We start from the raw sequence: 16,633 nt of genomic DNA, 5'->3' as shown, positions 1-16,633 counted from the left end.
GCCCCCGCCGCCGGGCGGGTCAGACCGGTGGGACCAGATCGCTCTCGCTGACGGTGTACGTCAACGGGGGGTAGTCGAAGTCCGTCTCCTGGTTCTCCCGGCGCCGCAGCCCGTAGAACGCGCGGCTCTGCTCCTCGTCCGCCGCCGTGAGGCGCGCACCCCGGGGGAGGCGCGGCTGTCCGTCGTGGAACCGGACGAAGGTCTTCGACGTACGGAACGTCACCCCCAGCCAGTCGTTGCCGGCAGGCTTGCCGGACGTGTCCAGGACGATCTTGTGCCTGAGCCGCCGGTTCGTGGCGAGGGAGAACGCGACGACGCCGTGGTGGACGAGGGGGATCTCGGCCCTCTCGCCGCCCGGCTCCTTCGTTTCGAAGACCAGCTTCCTCGGCTGGCCCGCTTCCGGGTTCCGGTAGCAGGAGAAGACGGCGATGAACGACTCGTCGGCCAGATCGAGGGCCTGGTCGCTGTGGCTGCCCATGGTGGTGCAGGCGTTCGTGTAGGTCTCGACGAGGGCGTTGTTGAAGCCGACGGGGAGGCCGGCACCTTCCCGTACCCGGCGTGCCAGCCGTTCGTGGACGGAGCGGAAACGCTGCGCCGGGCCGCCGAAGCGGGTGGTGGTGCGCACGAGGGGCACCCCGCCCGCGTCGTCGGTCCGTACGAGCGTGGCGCCGCGCCGGCCCCTGCCCACGTCCTCCCAGCGCACCGACGCCGACAGCTCGGCGAAGAGGTCCTCGTCGGCGGGCAGGCGGTACGTGAGGACCTCATCCAGGATCGTGGGCCGTGGGGGCAAGGTAGTCTCCCGTGTTCATGCTGAAGCGGAATGCGTCGCCGTAGTCGATGCGGGACGAGGTCCTGTTCTCCTCGGCGTACAGCCGGCGCAGCTCGTCCATCCCCGCCGGTGTGGGCTGTTCCAGCTCCGCCGGACCTCCGGCCGTCTTGAGGAACGTACGGCCGTCCCGGTGCACGGCTTCGGCGTTCGAGCAGCGCACCACGTATCCCAGGCGGGTCGGGAGCAGCTCGGCGTCCAGTGACGACGGCCGGATCTCGTGCGTGTAGAGGCGGTTGGTCGACAACGGCACGAGGAGGACGGAACCGGGGTGCAGGGTCAGGGTGAACTGCGCGGGCAGCGCGGGCCCGTCGTGGTGCGCGGTCGGCTCCTTGAGGCGGAAGTGAAGCCTGGTCAGCCCGCTGGCTCCCTTCATTCCGAAGTCGAAGGCGTCTTCGGCCAGGGGCCGCAGCCTGTCGAGCCCGTCGTAGAAGGTGCAGAAGGCCATGATGCCGTTGGCGGGCATGTCCTTGGTCTTGTCGGCGTGGGCCGAGATCCTGGCCTTGGACTGCTTGTGCCCTTCCGTGGCACGGCTGTTGTGGTAGATCTGGGCGAGCACGTGGTTGAGCGGTGCGTGGTCGCGGAAGAGGGTGGCGGCCTCGCGGTTCAGGGCCTCGACGACGGCCGTGTCGGTCGGGCGGAAGTCCTCGGTCGGCCCCGAGAGGTTCGTGGAGCAGCGGAGCAGCCGGAAGTGCAGCGCGTCACCGTGCCGCGTGACGGGCGTCAGGTAGATCCCGCTGCGCCGGGCCTTTCCGGGCTTGTCGGACTCCGTCAGGGACTGGAACACGTGCTCGGTGGCGATCCGTTGGAAGTGACCGGCCTCGGGCTCGAAGAAGCGGCGGTAGTACACGCCGACGCCGTGCACGCGCTGCGGAACGCGGCCGAGGCCGACGACGGTCCACCGCTCGCCGCGGGCGTCCCCGCCGTGGCCGTCCCCGCCGCGGCCGTCCTCGTCGTGGCCGTGCGACAGCTCCCGGACCACGTGCACCCGGGCCGCGGCAGCCAGCACGTCGCGGCGGATCCCGGAGAGGTCGCCGCAGAGGTGGACGGTCCTGCCCGTGAGGTCGTACGCGCCGGAGGCGAGCTCGTCGGGCGTGATCACGGACCCGAAGAAGTCCCGGACCGCTTCGTGGTCCCGCAGGGCGGCCGGAGCCACCATGACGTGGCCCGCGTCCTCGACGCGGGCCTCCGCCCCCTCGTCCGGTTCTGCCGTGCGCACCAAGAAGCACCTGTCGTTCGCGTGTCGGTCGGGCCGCTCCGAACAGTAACCGCTCGCCTTCCGGCACGGCACGGCACGGCACGGCACGGCACGGCCCGGCCCGGCACGGCACGGCCCGGTTCAGGAGCGGGTGGAGCGCTCGTAGAGGGCGCGGACGCCGTCGCCGAAGCGGATGCTGTACGAGGTCTCGTCGTCACCGCCCCCGTCGCGGCCGCCGATCACCCCGATCAGCGTGCGCCCGTCGGTGAGCACCGGGCCGCCGCTGGTGCCGTTGGGTACGTCCGCGCAGTCCAGCCGCAGCTGCGTCGGCCCGGCCGGGTGGGCGGTGGTCCGGCAGTCCAGCGGCTGCTCCGAGAGGTTCGGATAGCCCACGAGCCGTGCGGGCAGAGGCAGTTCACGCCCGAACGCGATGGTCTCCGCGCCGGTGACGTCCTCCAGCCGCTGGCCGGGGTACCCGGGCCGGCGCAGCCGCAGGAACGCGATGTCGTGGTCCGGGTCCTGGGCCGCGGTCCAGCGCGGGTCCACGTCGATCCGGGTGGGCACCCACACGCCGTACGGTGCGATGCCGTCCCGATAGCCGGGCGCGAAGGCGAGGTTGGTGCGGAAGCCGCCCCCGTACACGCAGTGGGCGGCCGTGGCGATGAGGTCGCCGGCAGGGGAGTGGACCACGACGCCCGAGCAGTGGTGATCGGGGTCGCCGTCGTTGCCGGGGGAGAACAGTGCGCCGATCGCCGGTTCGGCCGGGGCGGGTCTCGCCTCCAGCGGGTCGGAGGGCTCCCAGCCGCCGGAGCGCCAGTTCACCGTGGCGTCGGCGGCGAAGGCCTTGCCGTCGGTCGGGGGGTCCGGCTCCTCGCGGACGACGCCGTCGAGCACGGCCGCCGCCGTCCGGTCGGCCCGCTCGGGATCCTGCTGGTAGACGCCCTGGGCCGGGTCGCCGTCCGCACGGGTGGCGGCGATGCCGCGCAGCTCCCAGGCGACGTACCCGGCTCCCGCGAGCACGAGGGTGCACAGCAGGCCGACCGTGACGGTGCCGCGCACGGCGGTCCGTCCCCGCTCCCGCCCCTGAACCCTGCTGGACATGTGGCCCCTCCCGCCCCGCGTACGCGTCCGACGCCCGGTTCGATGGGGTGGGCGCGGCCCGGGTTCCGGGGTCGGCACGTGTCCGTTCTCACAACCGGGCCTACCGGCGTGTGCATGTCATGCATGGGGGCCCTCGGGTCGTCCATCGACGACCCTGCGTGCCGGCCGACGTGCGCCGCCTGCGGGGCGGGCCGCCCGTCACGGGCCGGCGGGGCACGAAACCGGATGCGGGAACCGCGTCCGGTTGAAAGGGTGACGCAATGGACGACCTCGAACACCCCACGGCCCACGGCACCGCGCACGGCTGGACCACCACCCCCGTCGGCCCGGAACTCCTGCGCGGCGCGCTGGAGGCGGAGCGCACCGAGCGCGGCATCCTGCCGCACCGGCTGCCCGCCCGGGCCCGCCGCCAGGCACCCGGCGATCTCGCGGACGTCGAGGCCCAGCCCGCCGGAGTGCGACTGGCCTTCCGCACCCGCGCCACCGCCGTCGAACTCGACGTCCACGCGACCACGACCGTCTACCGGGGAGCGCCGACGCCCCCGGACGCCGTCTACGACCTCCTGGTCGACGGCCGCCCGGCCGGCCGGGCCACCGCCGACGGCGGCGACGTCCGTACCGTCGACACCGCCACCTGGGCCGCGGTCCTCACCCCCGGCCCGCCCGGCACCGTCCGGTTCGCCGGGCTGGCCGAGGGCACCAAGGACATCGAGATCTGGCTGCCGTACCGGGGCGTCCACGAACTCATCGCCCTGCGCACCGACGCCCCCGTGGAGCGGCCCCCGCGACCGGCCGGCGCGTCTGGCTGCACCACGGCAGTTCGATCAGCCACGGCTCGACCGCCGACGGCCCGACCGGGACCTGGCCGGCGCTGGCCGCCGCCCGCGCCGGCGTGGACCTGGTCAATCTCGGCTTCAGCGGCAACGCCCTGCTCGACCCCTTCACCGCACGGACCATGCGCGACACCCCCGCCGACCTGATCAGCCTCAAGATCGGCATCAACCTCGTCAACCACGACGTGATGCGCCTGCGTGCCTTCACCGCCGCCGTCCACGGCTTCCTGGACACCCTCCGCGACGGCCACCCCACCACCCCCGTCCTGGTCGTCTCGCCGCTCCACTGCCCGATCCACGAGGACACCCCGGGCCCCGCCGCGGCCGACCTCACCGACGGCCGGCTGCGCTTCCGCGCCCTCGGCGATCCGGCGGAGGCCGCCCTCGGCCGGCTGACCCTGCGCGTCGTCCGCGACGAACTCGCCCGCATCACCGCGGCGCGCGCCGCCGACGACCCCCACCTGCACCACCTCGACGGCCGCGCCCTCTACGGAGAGGCCGACTTCGCGGAGTTCCCCCTGCCCGACGACCTCCACCCGGACGCCGCCGGCCACGCCCGCATCGGCGAGCGCTTCGCCGAGCACGCCTTCGGCTCCGCCTGGGCCCGGTGACCCACGGGGCAACCCCGAACCGGGCGTTCCCTACCCCCCGCCGAACGCCCGGCGCTATCGTGCCGGGGCCGGGTCCTGTCGGCGAGGGGACGAGGCGCTCCCCACGGCGACGGGACCCGGGGACGACGGCGCGAGGGGGGCGGGGCGGCGATGCGGTTTCTCTTTGTCCACGGCACGGGCGTACGGCGCGAGCGGCACGACCGGCTCTTCGCCCTGGTCCGTGACCGGCTGACGGCGCGGTTCCCCGAATCCGCCGTCGACTCCTGCTACTGGGGCGACCGGTTCGGCGCGACCCTCGGCGCCGGCGGCCGGTCCGTGCCCGGGCTGCGCCCCGCGGCCGGCGCCGCACCCGACCCGGCCGACGCCGAGGCGGCGGAATGGACCCTGCTGCTCGCCGACCCGCTGTGCGAACTCCGGGTCCTGGCCGAGGCCGGCTGGGCCGACGGCGGCCAGGCCACGTACGGACCCCGCGGCCGGGAAGACGACCCCTGCGCGGCACCTTCCGACGACCCCTGCGCGGCCTCCTCCGACGACCCCTTCGCGATGCCCGGCGTACAGCCCGCCGGAGCCCGCGTGCTCGCGCTCCTGGCCGGCTTACCGCCCGCGCCGCCCCACCCCGGGGACGAACTCGGCGCCCTCCTGCACGGCACCGGGCTCGCCGCGGGCTTCCCCGCCGCCCTGGCCGCCACCGCCGACTCCGCCGAGGCGGCCCGCGCCGCGGACCGGGCCGCCGGCGAACCGCAGGCACGGGAGCTGGCCACCGCCCTCGCCCGGGCCGTGACCGCCGGCGCCCTCGCCGCCGCCGGTACCGACGCCGACTGCACCGGCGCCGAACGGGACCGGCTCGTCGAACTGCTCACCACCCGCCTCGGCGGCGACGCCCGCGTCCCCGGCGCCCGCGCGGCCGCCGTCCTCGGCCGGCTCGCGCTGCGCCTCACCACCCAGCCCCTGCTCAACGCCTGGCGCGGCTCCCTCACCACCGGCGCCACCCCCGCACTCGGCGACATCCTGCGCTACCAGGCCCGCGGCCACGACCTGCGCGCCTTCCTGCAGGCCCGGATCACCGCCGTCCCGGGGCCGACCGTCCTCGTCGGCCACAGCCTCGGCGGGGTCGCGCTCGTGGACCTCCTCGCCCTGGCGGCCGCGCGCGGCGAGGCCCTCCCGGGCGCGGAACTGCTCGTCACCGTCGGCTCCCAGGCCCCCTTCTTCCACGAGCTGGGCGCCCTGACCGCCCTCGAACCGGGCGCCAGGCTCCCGTACGGCTTCCCGCGCTGGCTCAACGTCTACGACCGCCAGGACGTGCTGTCCTACCTCGCGGGCCCCGTCTTCCCCGGCGACCCCCGCATCACCGACCACGAGATCGGCAGCCGCCAGCCCTTCCCGGCCTGCCACAGCGCCTACTGGAAACAGGACGCCCTCTACGAACGGATCGAACAGGCGGTGACCGAAGCGGAGATCGGGTGATCCCCACCGACTTCCTGCCCCCGGCCCTCGGCCCGCAGCGCACCTTCGCGCTCGTCGCCGGCGTCGAGCGCTACGACATCAGCCACCGCTGGAACCTGCGCGGCCCGGCCCGCGACGCCCTGCGCTTCGCCCACTGGCTGACCGGCCCCGCCCAGGTGCCGCCCGGCAACCTCAGGCTCCTGCTGTCCCCGCTCGACGAACCCGCCGCCCTGGACTGGCCGGACTCCCCGGCCATGGCCGCCCTGCGCACGGCCCACCGGCCGGCGACCGAGGCGAACGTGAAGGCGGCGCTGCTGGACGAACTCCCGCAGTGCGACGGCGACCTGCTGTGGATCTTCTGGGCCGGACACGGCTACCTCGGCCCCCGCCAGGAACTCATGCTGCCCTGCGCCGACGCCCGCCCCAGCCAGATCCGCCACCTCAACCTCGACTCGGCGCTCCGCTGGTGGCGCACCGACCTGGTCAAACACCGCAGTTTTCCGCTTCAGGCCGCACTCGTCGACGCCTGCCGCGTCGACGCGCCCCGCGACGCCCGCTGGAACTTCGGCAGCACCGACTACGGCGGCGGCAGCACGGTGCCGGGCCGCCGCCAGTTCCGGCTCTACGCCTCCCGGGAGGGCGAGGCCGCGCAGAACGACGCCGAGCGCGGCGCCGGACGCTTCACCGAAGCCCTCCTCACCGAACTCGGCGGACGCTCCGTGCGCGAGAGCGTCGGCGAACTCCCCGGCGCGGCCCGCAGCATCCACCGCACCTTCCGGGAGCTGCGCGAACGCGGAGACGGCTGGCAGCTCCCGCAGTTCCTCGTGGACCGGGACTGGGACGCCTGCTCCTTCCTCGACGACGACCCGGCCGCCATGGCGCTGCCCCGGGCGGCCCGGCTCGACCAGCAGGCCTGGGACGGACTCGGCGCGCTCTTCGAGGGCCGCGAACTGCCCCGCTGCGCCTACGAGGCCTACGCCTGGGCGTTCAGGACGGCCGGCTGCACCACCCCCGTCGGCGGCGGCCTGCCCGGCGACGGCCTCCTGGACGTGGTCCAGGACCTCGACGAACGCCAGGGCGGCCGCGACGGGATGCCCCTGGCCGTGCCCTTCGTACGGTTTCTCGCCGACCGGGCCCGCGCCGCGGGTGACGCGGTGTGGGCGGGGCGGCTGACGGACTGGGTGGACACCACCCGCGAGCGGCTCGCCCTGCCGGTGCTGCCCCCGCCGCCGCCCCCCGCGCGCACGACCGTCGTCCACGTGGCACTGGAGCCGCCGCCGGACGGCGGGCCCGGCTTCCGGGCCCGGATGTGGCTGCGCGGCGAACGCACCGAACACGTCTGGGAGTCGCAGGGCGCGCCCGTCGGGCTGGGCGCCGTACGGGAGGAACTCCTGCGGCAACTGGCCCTCATCGGCGCGGCGCCGGCGGACGGCGGGGCCGGACCGCAGGCCCCGGACGGCGTCGACCGCATCGAGTTCCACGTGCCGTACGAGCTGCTCGACACCGACTTCGACCAGTGGCCCGTGCCGCGCGGCCCGGCCGGCCTGCAGCGCGCTCTCGGCCTGCTCCACCAGGTCGTGGTGCGCTGCCCGCAGGAGCGCGCGGACACCCGCCCCGAGTGGCGGGCCAGCTGGCGCTGGCTGCGCACCCGGGGCGGCCGGCACCCCGAGGCCGTCCGGGTGGTCGAGGAGGCCGACCTCACGGACGCGCTGGGGATGGAACTGGCCGAACGCCCGTCGCCCGCCTGCGTCCTGGCGGCCACCGCCTCCGCCCCGCACGCCGGGCTGCTGGAAGCCGTGCTCGAAGGCGGTGTCCCGGTCGCGGTGTGGCGGCGCGGCGGCGGAGCACCGGCGCCCCCGCTCCTCGACCTGCTCGCACCGGCCGGCCCCGACGGCCGCCCGGACCCCGGCGCACTGGACGTACTCGCCCTGCCCGCACGCGTCCGGCACATGCGCCGGGCGGCCGCCGGCGCGGCCGCGGCAGCCGCGCGCGCCGCCGCGGACGGCAGCCAACAACCTCCAGGGGCAGACCAGTTGGTGCTGCTGTGGGACGATCCGGACGACGTACCGGGCTCCCGGTCCCTGGCCTGACCCCGACCACTGACAGACGGCGGCACGACGATGGAGGCAGAGGCAGTGGTGAAGGACTGGTGGCTGTACCACGGGACCGGTGAGGGCGCCGACCGGCGCGCCCGCCTGGAGACCGGATCCCCGCCGCCCTGGCGGGACTTCACCGGCAGCCCCGACCCGGGGTACGCACCCCCCGGGTGCGAGGGGTCCGCCTGGGAGCGCACCCGCCGGCGCGGTGAGGGCTACGTCCCCGACGAGCAGGAGACGGACGTCGTGAACACGGCCCTGCACCTGCGCAGGCCGCTGCTGATCACCGGGAAGCCCGGCGTCGGGAAGTCCACCCTGGCCTACAGCATCGCCTCGGACCTGGGCCTGGGACCCGTCCTGCACTGGCCCATCACCAGCCGGACCGTGTTGCGCGACGGGCTGTACCTGTACGACGCCATCGGCCGTCTCCAGGAGGCCGGCCTGGAGCAACTGCGCAGGCCCGCACGGCCGGCGGCGCCGGCGACCCCGGCCGCCGACGCGACCACCCCGGCGCCCGAACCCGAACCCGAACCCGCGCCCGCGCCGTCGATCTCCCGCTACCTGCGCCTCGGGCCGCTCGGCACCGCCCTGCTGCCGCAGGACCGGCCCCGCGTCCTGCTCGTCGACGAGATCGACAAGAGCGACATCGACCTCCCCGGCGACCTCCTGACCGTCTTCGAGGACGGCGGCTTCGTCATCCCCGAGCTGGCCCGCCTCGCCCAGGAGGACCCCACCGTCGCCATCGGCACCGACGACGACCCCGGCGCCCGCGTGCACCTCACCCAAGGCCGCGTGCAGTGCCGGTACTTCCCCGTCGTCGTCCTCACCAGCAACGGCGAACGCGACTTCCCGCCCGCCTTCCTGCGCCGCTGCGTCCGCCTGCACCTGGAGCCGCCCGGCGAGGAGAAGCTGGCCCTCATCGTGCGCCGCCGGCTCGGCATCGACGTCGAGGCCGGCGGGGAGTACCAGGAGCTCGTCCGGGACTTCATCGACCGCTCCGGGGACGGAGACCTCGCCACCGACCAGCTCCTCAACGCCATCCAGCTGCGTCTGGCCGGAGCCTGGTCCGCCCCGGGCGACCGCGACCGCTTCCTCAAGACCGTCATGCAGCACCTGACCGGGCCCACGGCGTGATCGAGGAGCTGCTCGCCGCCCTGGCCGGCGGCGCCGACGACACGGGCCCGCGCCCCGGCATCGGGGCGGAGGAGATCGCCGACATCCTGTGGCTGGCCGCCCGCGTGGATCCCGCCGGGCCCCGCGCGCCCGCGGTGACGCCCGGCGACTTCGCCGGCCTGCCGCCACCGGCCGCCGACCCGCCGGCCCCGGAGACCGCACCGGTCCCCGACGGCCCGGCCGACGGGCAGCCGGCCGTCACGATGTTCCCCGCCTCCGTACCCGACCCGGCCGGAAAGCCGGCCGACGACGGCGCGGGCCGCCGGGGTTCCCCCGTACGGCTGCCCCGAGCCGCCTCCCTCGACGACCCCCTCGCCCTGATGCGGGCCCTGCGCCCCGTCGGCCGGCGCTCCATCGGCGGCCCCGGGGAGGAACTGGACGAGCAGCTCACCGTCGAGCGCAGCATCGAGCGGAGGGTGCCGACCCCCGTCCTGCGGCCCGCCGAAAGCCGCTGGCTGGACCTGGCGCTGGTCGTCGACACGCACCATTCGATGCTGCTGTGGGCGGACCTCGTGGACGAACTGCGCCGCGTGCTGACCCGCAGCGGCGTGTTCCGCGACGTACGCACCTGGCAGCTGACGGGCACCGGATCCGGCGCCACCCCGATGCTCGCCCGCGGCCGGTCCGGCGCCCCGCGCAACCCGCTCGAACTGGCCGACCCCGCAGGCCGCAGGCTGATCCTGGTGCTCTCCGACACCGTGGCGGACGGCTGGCGCGAAGCCTCCGTGCAGGGCGTGCTGCGGCACTGGTGCACGCACAACGCCGTGGCCGTGCTCAACGTCCTGCCCGAGCGGCTGTGGACGCGCGGCGCCGTCCGGCCCGTCCCCTTCGCCGTCCGCGCCGACCGTCCGGCCGCCGCCACCCGCTCCTGGCAGCGGGCCGCGACCGCCCGCCGTTCCCGCCCCCGCGCCGGACTCCTGCGCGACGCCGAGATCGTCCCCGTCGTCGGCATCGCCCCGGGCAGCCTGGCCCGGCTGGTGCGGGTCGTCTCCGGGGACGGCCGGTGGCGACGCCTGGCTTGTCTGCGGCTGGACGCGGAGCCGGGCGGCACCCGCGCCCGCGAAGCCGCCGCCGACGGCGTCCGCAGCGCGCTGGACGTGGTGGAACGCTTCCGCGCCGGGGCCTCCCCGACGGCCCAGCAGCTCGCCGCCCACCTCGCCGCGGTCCCGCTGACCCTCCCCGTCATGAACCTGGTCCGGCGCTCCCTGCTGCGGGACTCCGAGCACGGACACCTCGCGGAGGTCGCCCTCGGCGGGCTGTTCGCACCCTGGGACCACGAACGGGACCCCGAGGAGGTGGAGTTCGCCTTTCTGCCCGGCGTACGGGAGGCCCTGCTCGGCTCCCAGCTGCGCGGGGAGGTGGCCGCGGTACGGGAGCTGGTCCGGCGGCGCGTGTGGGAGTACATGTCCCGCCATCGAGGCACCGGGCCGGACTTCTCCGCGACCCGGGTCACCGACGGCCGGGAGGGCCGCCGCCGGGTGGCCGAGGGATCCCTGCCCTTCGCGACCCGGCCGCCCCGGGACCCGGGCCTGGCGGACCGTGTCGTACGCGTCCGCCACCACGGGACGCCGGAGCCGCTGGAGGTCGGCACCCTGCTGACGCCCCGGCTGGTCCTCACGGTCGGGGACGTCGCCCCGGGGGCGTTCGGCTGGGTGCGGGCCGGCGAGCGGGAGGTCTCCTGCCGTGCGGTGTGGTGGGACGACGCGCTGCCCCGGGTGTTCCTGCTCCTGGCCGACGAGGACCTGACCGGCCCGCGGCCGCCGCTCGGAACGCTGGCGTGGCTGACGGCGGACCAGCCGCACGGCCGCGTCCGGGTCGACGGCCGCACCGACCAGGGCGACGCCGTCGCTCTGACGGGGGAGGTGGTCCCGTACGAGGGCGTCCGCAACGGTGAGCTGGTACGGCTCTCCGCGGAACCGGAGGCCTGGACCCACTACCGCGGCGGCCCGGTCTCCCGCGAGGGTGCGCTGCTCGGTGTCGTCCACGGCGTCTGGCCGGACCGCATGGTGTTCCTGTCGGGCGACGCCCTGCTGGAACAGCCGGACTTCCGGGCGGCGATGGCCGACCACGTCCGCACCGGGACGCCGCCGGGGGAGCCCGCGGTGTGCCTGGCGGTACGGCCCGGTGACGACGTGGTGCACCCGACCGGCAGCTCGCCCGAAGCGGAGGTGGTGGACCTCCTGACCCGGCTCATGGCGGACACGGACGTCACGGGAAGGCTGTCCGGGGGCGCGCCCGGCGAGCCGGTGCTCGTACTGCTGGAGGACCCGGGCGCCCTCGGCAGGGCGGGCCGCCTGCTGTCCGAACTCGCGCGTACGGCAGAGCTGTTCGAGGATCGCAGGACGGACGGCGGGCCCTTCTCGCCGGACGTCGCCGTGGCCGGGGCACCGGGCGGGCCCGCCGGGCAGGCCACGTCCGAGGCCGTCCGGCTCCTGCGGCACCACGGCACGGTGAACCGCGGCCGCTCGTCGCCCGCCGGGCCCGCCGTGGCCCTGGCGCACCCCGTGTACGAGGAACTCGGCGCGCTGGTCGGCCCCACGGCGCTGCGCACGCTCGTACCGCTCGGCGGCGGGACGGACGGCTGGTTGTGCACCGGGGACTGCGCCGAGCTGGGCCTGGCTCTCGCGGAGGCCGACGAACTCCGGGGCACGGCCGTCGACTGGCCGGCCTGCGGCCACCGTTCCCCGCAGACCCCGCCCGCCTCGCAGGCCCCGCCGGCCCCGCCCGCCCCGTGCACGGGGATCCGGCTGCCCGGGTACGACGTGTGCCTCGCCCATCTCCGGCCCGACGAGGAGCACGCGTACCTGCGCACCCTCAGGCCCGGCTCCCCGGTCGACTTCCGGGGCACCACCTTCGGGGAGGGGCTGCTCCAGCGGTTGCTGGCCGCGCTGCGGGCTTCGCGTTCGCAGCCCGTCACGCTGGGCGCGGCCGCCTTCGACCACGCCCACTTCGTCGACGACTGGAACGAGGGCGGCATCGAGTTCCTGGCCCGTGCCTCGTTCGCCCGGGCCGTGTTCACCGGGCGGGCCAGGCTCGCGTCGTCGGCCTTCGCCGGGCCGGTCTCCTTCGCCGGGGCGGTGTTCCTCGGCGTCGGCGACTTCGACCGCAGCAGGTTCCACGGAACGGCGGACTTCCGCCGCGCGCAGTTCCGTGGGCTGGCGGGCTTCTCGGACAGCAGCTTCCTCGACGAGGTCTCCTTCGCCCGGGCGGTGCTGGAACTCTCGGCGGACCTGAACGGGATGCGGGCGACCGGGAGGGCGGACTTCTCCCGCACCCTGTTCTGCGGCCTGGCCGGGCTGAGCGGGGCCCGCTTCGAGTCCGGGGCGTCCTTCGCGAACACGACGTGGGAGCAGGGGCTGGTCTCGACCGGGGCCGTGTTCGGCGGACCGGTGGACTTCCGCGGCGCCGCCTTCGGGGGCCGGGTCCGCTTCGAGGGCCTCAGCCTCCGGGGGGCACCCTCCTCCGTCTTCGCGGCGCCCGGTTCCTGGGACGTCCGCCGGCGCCCCGACGACACCTGGGACGTCCGGCTGCGCGTCGCCGGGGCGCCCTGACCGGGCCGGGCCGCCCGGCCGGTCAGGAACCGCTCGGGGAGGTCTCCAGATGGCGAGCGGGGCGGCCTTCGGGGGCGGGGAGGCTCGCCTCCAGTTCGTCCAGGGCGCGGCGGGCCGTCGCGATGCGGTCGCGGACGTCCCCGTCGGGGCCCGCGGCGGCAGGCGGTGGCCCCGGCCGCTTGCGGTCGCGGTTGGCCGCGTCCTCGATCTCGCGGGCCTCGTCGAGGGAGTTGAGCACCACCCCGATGAGGACGTTGACCAGTACGAAGGAGGCGAGCAGCGCGTAGGAGGCGTAGTAGACGATGCTCAGGCGGGAGATCTCCAGTCCCGCGCGGACGGCGTCGGTCAGCCCGTCCAGGGTGGTCAGCAGGAACAGCGTGAGCATCGCGCGGCCCACGGAGCCGTAGTGCCCCGGATCCGACTCGGCGAAGCAGACCCAGCCGACCATCGCGTACACGTACAGCACCAGTCCGCCGACGAACAGGAAGCTGGCGGTACCCGGCAGGCTGCGGCCGACCGCGATCAGCAGGATGCGCAGGTGCGGGAGGAAGCGGGCCGTGCGCAGCACCCGGGCCAGCCGCAGCAGGCGCAGCAGGGTGGTGTTCTCGCGGACGAACGGGACGAAGGCGGAGGCGACGACCGCCAGGTCGAAGATGTTCCACGGGTCGCGGAAGAATGCTTTCGGCCGGTCCGCGAAGGCGCCGACGCGCAGCAGCATCTCCAGGCTGAACAGGGCCAGGCAGCCCTGCTCCGCGGCGCGCAGCAGCAGCTGGTGGTCCGCGGCCAGCCCGCTGTACGTCTCGACGCCCATCAGCGCGGCGTTGAGCAGGATGACGCAGAAGACGACCATCCCGAAGGCGGGGGCCTCGGTGGCCACCCGGCAGCGGGCCGCCAGCTTCATCCGGCCGCGTCCGGCGGGCCTGGGGTCTGTCATCGTGCTCCTCGTACTCTCGCGTGCACCACGGGCGAACGGCGGCCCGCCTTGCCTAACGCCGCAAAGCCGATCGGGTTTCACCACCCCGCGCGCCCCAACGCGCCGAGGCGTGCGCCCCCACCGCCCGGACGGCGGTGGGGGCGGGCCGCCCGGGCCGCACCGGCCTCCTACGCCAGCTGCCGCCGCACCAGGTCGGTCACCGCGGCGGCGTGCTGGTTGAGGTAGAAGTGCCCGCCGGTGAAGCGGTGGAGGGCGAAGGGCCCCTGCGTGTGGTCGGCCCAGCCCGCGGCCTCCTCCGCCGTCACCGCCGGGTCGGCGTCCCCGGTGAGGACCGTGACCGGACAGGCCAGGGCGGGCCCCGGCCGGTAGCGGTAGGTCTCCGCGGCCTTGTAGTCCGCGCGGAGCGCCGGCAGCACCGACCGCAGCAGCTCGTCGTCGGCCAGGACCGCCGGGTCCGTGCCGCTGAGCGACGTGATCTCGGCGAGCAGTCGCTCGTCGGGGGCGAGGTGGACCCGCTGGTCCGCGCGGTGGTGCGACGGCGCCCTGCGCCCCGAGACGAACAGGGCCGCGGGAGCCGGCTCGCCGGCCTCCCGCAGCCGCAGCGCCACCTCGAAGGCCAGGGACGCGCCCAGGCTGTGCCCGAACAGCGCCACCGGCCGGTCGCACCAGGGCAACAGCTCGCGGGTGACCAGGTCCGCGAGTTCCATCAGGTCGTCGACGCACCGCTCGCCCCGGCGGTCCTGGCGGCCCGGGTACTGCACGGACACCACGTCGGCGTCCGGGGACAGGGCGCGGGACATCGGGAAGTAGTAGCTCGCCGCGCCGCCCGCGTGCGGGAAGCAGAACAGCCGTACGGGGGCGTCGTCGGCGGGGTGGAACCGGCGCAGCCAGTCGCCGGTCGCCGGCAGGGCCGGGGCGGCCGTGCTCGTCGGGGTCATCGTCGGTCGGTTTCCTTTCGGTGGGGACCGGCCCGCTCAGGGGCCGGTCCAGGAGCCCGGCGGCCGCCAGTCGTGGGCGGGACGCCAGGGGGCCCGGGGCGGCGCGGCCTCGTCGCAGGGCTCGTCCCGCTGCCCGGCGAGGGTGAGCAGGGCGAGGAGGACGGCGGCCAGTTCCGTGCTGTCCGGGGCGCCGCGCACGATCTTCAGGGGCGGGGGAGCGGGGGTCACGGTCAGAACGGCGGGTTGCCGTGCTTGCGTTCGGGCAGCGCCACGTGTTTGGCCCGCAGCACCTCCAGCGCGTCCACCAGTACCTGCCTGGTCGCGGCCGGGTCGATGACGTCGTCCACCAGGCCGCGTTCGGCGGCGTAGTAAGGGTGCATGAGTTCTTGGCGGTACTGCTTGACGCGTTGCGCCCGCGCCGCCTCCGGGTCGTCCGAGGCGGCGATCTCCCGGCGGAAGACCACGTTCGCCGCGCCCTCGGCACCCATGACGGCGATCTCGTTGGTGGGCCACGCGAAGGACAGGTCCGCGCCGATCGAGCGGGAGTCCATCACGATGTAGGCACCGCCGTATGCCTTGCGCAGGATCACTTGCACCCGGGGCACGGTGGCCGCGCAGTACGCGTACAGCAGTTTCGCGCCGTGCCGGATGACGCCATCGTGCTCCTGGCCGCTGCCCGGCAGGAAACCCGGCACGTCCACCAGCGTCACCAGAGGGATGCTGAAGGCGTCGCAGGTCTGCACGAACCGGGCCGCCTTCTCCGAGGCTTTGATGTCCAGCACCCCCGCCAGGGACGCGGGCTGGTTCGCGACGATCCCGACCACGTGGCCGTCCAGCCGGCCCAGACCGCAGATGATGTTGGTCGCCCAGTGGGCGTGCACCTCGAACAGGTCCCCGTCGTCGACGAGTTCCTCGATCACGGCGCGCATGTCGTACGAGCGGGCCGGGTCGGCGGGGACCAGTTCGGCCAGCGCCGCGGTGCGCCGCCCGGCCGGGTCGGAGGGGACGACCGCGGGCGGCAGCTCGCGGTTGTTGGACGGCAGGAGCGACAACAGGTGCCGGACCTCCTCCAGGCACTCCTCCTCGGTGTCGTACAGGAAGGCGCTGGCGCCCGAGACGCAGGAGTGGACCCGCGCGCCGCCCAGGTCGTCATGGCTGATCCGCTCACCGGTCACCGCCTGCACCACGTCGGGGCCGGTGACGTACATCTGCGCGATGCCGCGCACCATGAAGACGTAGTCCGTCAGGGCGGGCGAGTACGCCGCACCGCCGGCGCACGGTCCGAGCATCACGCTGATCTGCGGGATCACCCCGGACGCCGCGACGTTGCGGCGGAAGATGCCGCCGTAGCCGGCGAGCGCGGTGACCCCCTCCTGGATCCGGGCGCCCGCGCCGTCGCTGAGCGAGACCAGCGGGGCCCCCGCCGCGAGCGCGAGGTCCATCACCTTGTGGATCTTCTGGGCGTGGGCTTCGCCGAGCGAACCGCCGAAGATCCGGAAGTCGTGCGCGTACACGAACACCCGGCGGCCCCCGACCTTGCCCCAGCCGGTCACCACCCCGTCCGTGTGCGGCCTGCGGTCCTCCAGGCCGAAACCCGTGGCCCGGTGCCGGCGCAACTGCTCGATCTCCCGGAACGTCCCCGGGTCGAAGAGCAGGTCCAGTCGCTCGCGCACGGTCAGCTTGCCGCGGGCGTGCTGCGCCTCGGACGCGCCGGGCGAGGGTCCCAGCCCGACGGACTCCTTGATCGCTCTCAGTTCGGCCACTCGGACACCGACATCGGCACCTGTCATGCTCCACCCGTTTCCTCGGCCGTCGGCGGGCGCCCGCGGCGGCCCTGGACAGTGCCTGCCATTGAAGGCACCGACGGCGCGCGCCGAGAACAGCGACCACCCCCTGACCGGCGATAGGGGTCGGGGATGGTCGCCGTTC

General features: G+C 75.1%; 11 protein-coding genes and 1 pseudogene. 5 read left to right on the top strand and 7 right to left on the bottom strand.

Annotation, left to right across the window (positions count from 1 at the left end; all coding sequences use genetic code 11):
• Nucleotides 1–19 precede the first annotated feature (19 nt).
• The 3 genes from AC2RP6_RS10545 to AC2RP6_RS10535 all read right to left on the bottom strand — a co-directional run bounded on the left by AC2RP6_RS10545 (nt 20) and on the right by AC2RP6_RS10535 (nt 3,125).
• On the bottom strand, nt 20–790 hold the full coding sequence (locus tag AC2RP6_RS10545) for a hypothetical protein (RefSeq protein WP_486445992.1): 771 nt from the start codon (nt 788–790) through the stop codon (nt 20–22).
• Nucleotides 762–1,985 (bottom strand): hypothetical protein, encoded by a 1,224-nt coding sequence (locus tag AC2RP6_RS10540; protein WP_486450282.1) that lies wholly within the window; start codon nt 1,983–1,985, stop codon nt 762–764. Before AC2RP6_RS10540 ends, AC2RP6_RS10545 begins: the two co-directional genes overlap by 29 nt.
• Nucleotides 1,986–2,165: 180 nt before the next feature.
• Nucleotides 2,166–3,125 (bottom strand): trypsin-like serine peptidase, encoded by a 960-nt coding sequence (locus AC2RP6_RS10535; RefSeq protein WP_486445991.1) that lies wholly within the window; start codon nt 3,123–3,125, stop codon nt 2,166–2,168.
• A 260-nt stretch (nt 3,126–3,385) separates the two neighbouring features.
• Between AC2RP6_RS10535 and AC2RP6_RS10530 the strand changes: the two are divergent.
• From AC2RP6_RS10530 to AC2RP6_RS10510, 5 genes and pseudogenes are all read left to right on the top strand, one after another.
• Nucleotides 3,386–4,569: pseudogene (locus AC2RP6_RS10530) on the top strand (GDSL-type esterase/lipase family protein).
• Nucleotides 4,570–4,719: 150 nt separating this feature from the next.
• On the top strand, nt 4,720–6,033 hold the full coding sequence (locus AC2RP6_RS10525; protein ID WP_486445990.1) for a hypothetical protein: 1,314 nt from the start codon (nt 4,720–4,722) through the stop codon (nt 6,031–6,033).
• On the top strand, nt 6,030–8,102 hold the full coding sequence (locus AC2RP6_RS10520) for a VMAP-C domain-containing protein (protein WP_486445989.1): 2,073 nt from the start codon (nt 6,030–6,032) through the stop codon (nt 8,100–8,102). Before AC2RP6_RS10525 ends, AC2RP6_RS10520 begins: the two co-directional genes overlap by 4 nt.
• Before the next feature lie 30 nt (nt 8,103–8,132).
• Nucleotides 8,133–9,242, top strand: a complete 1,110-nt coding sequence (locus AC2RP6_RS10515; RefSeq protein ID WP_486445988.1) for an AAA family ATPase — start codon at nt 8,133–8,135, stop codon at nt 9,240–9,242.
• A complete protein-coding gene (locus AC2RP6_RS10510) occupies nt 9,239–12,832 on the top strand; it encodes an SAV_2336 N-terminal domain-related protein (protein WP_486445987.1) in 3,594 nt (1,197 codons plus the stop codon). The genes AC2RP6_RS10515 and AC2RP6_RS10510 overlap by 4 nt, the downstream gene beginning before the upstream one ends.
• A gap of 22 nt (nt 12,833–12,854) precedes the next feature.
• Here AC2RP6_RS10510 and AC2RP6_RS10505 read toward each other — a convergent pair whose 3' ends face one another.
• From AC2RP6_RS10505 to AC2RP6_RS10490, 4 genes are all read right to left on the bottom strand, one after another.
• On the bottom strand, nt 12,855–13,766 hold the full coding sequence (locus tag AC2RP6_RS10505) for an ion transporter (protein ID WP_486445986.1): 912 nt from the start codon (nt 13,764–13,766) through the stop codon (nt 12,855–12,857).
• A 167-nt stretch (nt 13,767–13,933) separates the two neighbouring features.
• On the bottom strand, nt 13,934–14,704 hold the full coding sequence (locus tag AC2RP6_RS10500; RefSeq protein WP_486445985.1) for a thioesterase II family protein: 771 nt from the start codon (nt 14,702–14,704) through the stop codon (nt 13,934–13,936).
• A gap of 36 nt (nt 14,705–14,740) precedes the next feature.
• Complete coding sequence (locus tag AC2RP6_RS10495; protein ID WP_486445984.1) at nt 14,741–14,932, bottom strand: acyl-CoA carboxylase epsilon subunit; 192 nt, start codon at nt 14,930–14,932, stop codon at nt 14,741–14,743.
• A gap of 2 nt (nt 14,933–14,934) precedes the next feature.
• Nucleotides 14,935–16,494: an acyl-CoA carboxylase subunit beta gene (locus AC2RP6_RS10490; RefSeq protein ID WP_486445983.1), complete on the bottom strand. Its 1,560-nt coding sequence runs from the start codon at nt 16,492–16,494 to the stop codon at nt 14,935–14,937.
• Between the last annotated feature and the right edge of the window lie 139 nt (nt 16,495–16,633).

The organism is Streptomyces sp. WAC03905 (genome assembly GCF_057371075.1).
Note: the sequence above shows the minus strand (reverse complement) of the source record. Positions and strands in the feature narration are given on the sequence as shown.

What these genes read in the sequence shown, in the direction of transcription:
- AC2RP6_RS10525 (WP_486445990.1), top strand. Translation starts at nt 4,720, where the DNA reads ATGCGGTTTCTCTTTGTCCACGGCACGGGCGTACGGCGCGAGCGGCAC.
- AC2RP6_RS10505 (WP_486445986.1), bottom strand. Translation starts at nt 13,766, where the DNA reads ATGACAGACCCCAGGCCCGCCGGACGCGGCCGGATGAAGCTGGCGGCC.
- AC2RP6_RS10515 (WP_486445988.1), top strand. Translation starts at nt 8,133, where the DNA reads ATGGAGGCAGAGGCAGTGGTGAAGGACTGGTGGCTGTACCACGGGACC.
- AC2RP6_RS10540 (WP_486450282.1), bottom strand. Translation starts at nt 1,985, where the DNA reads ATGGTGGCTCCGGCCGCCCTGCGGGACCACGAAGCGGTCCGGGACTTC.
- AC2RP6_RS10535 (WP_486445991.1), bottom strand. Translation starts at nt 3,125, where the DNA reads ATGTCCAGCAGGGTTCAGGGGCGGGAGCGGGGACGGACCGCCGTGCGC.
- AC2RP6_RS10490 (WP_486445983.1), bottom strand. Translation starts at nt 16,494, where the DNA reads ATGACAGGTGCCGATGTCGGTGTCCGAGTGGCCGAACTGAGAGCGATC.
- AC2RP6_RS10500 (WP_486445985.1), bottom strand. Translation starts at nt 14,704, where the DNA reads ATGACCCCGACGAGCACGGCCGCCCCGGCCCTGCCGGCGACCGGCGAC.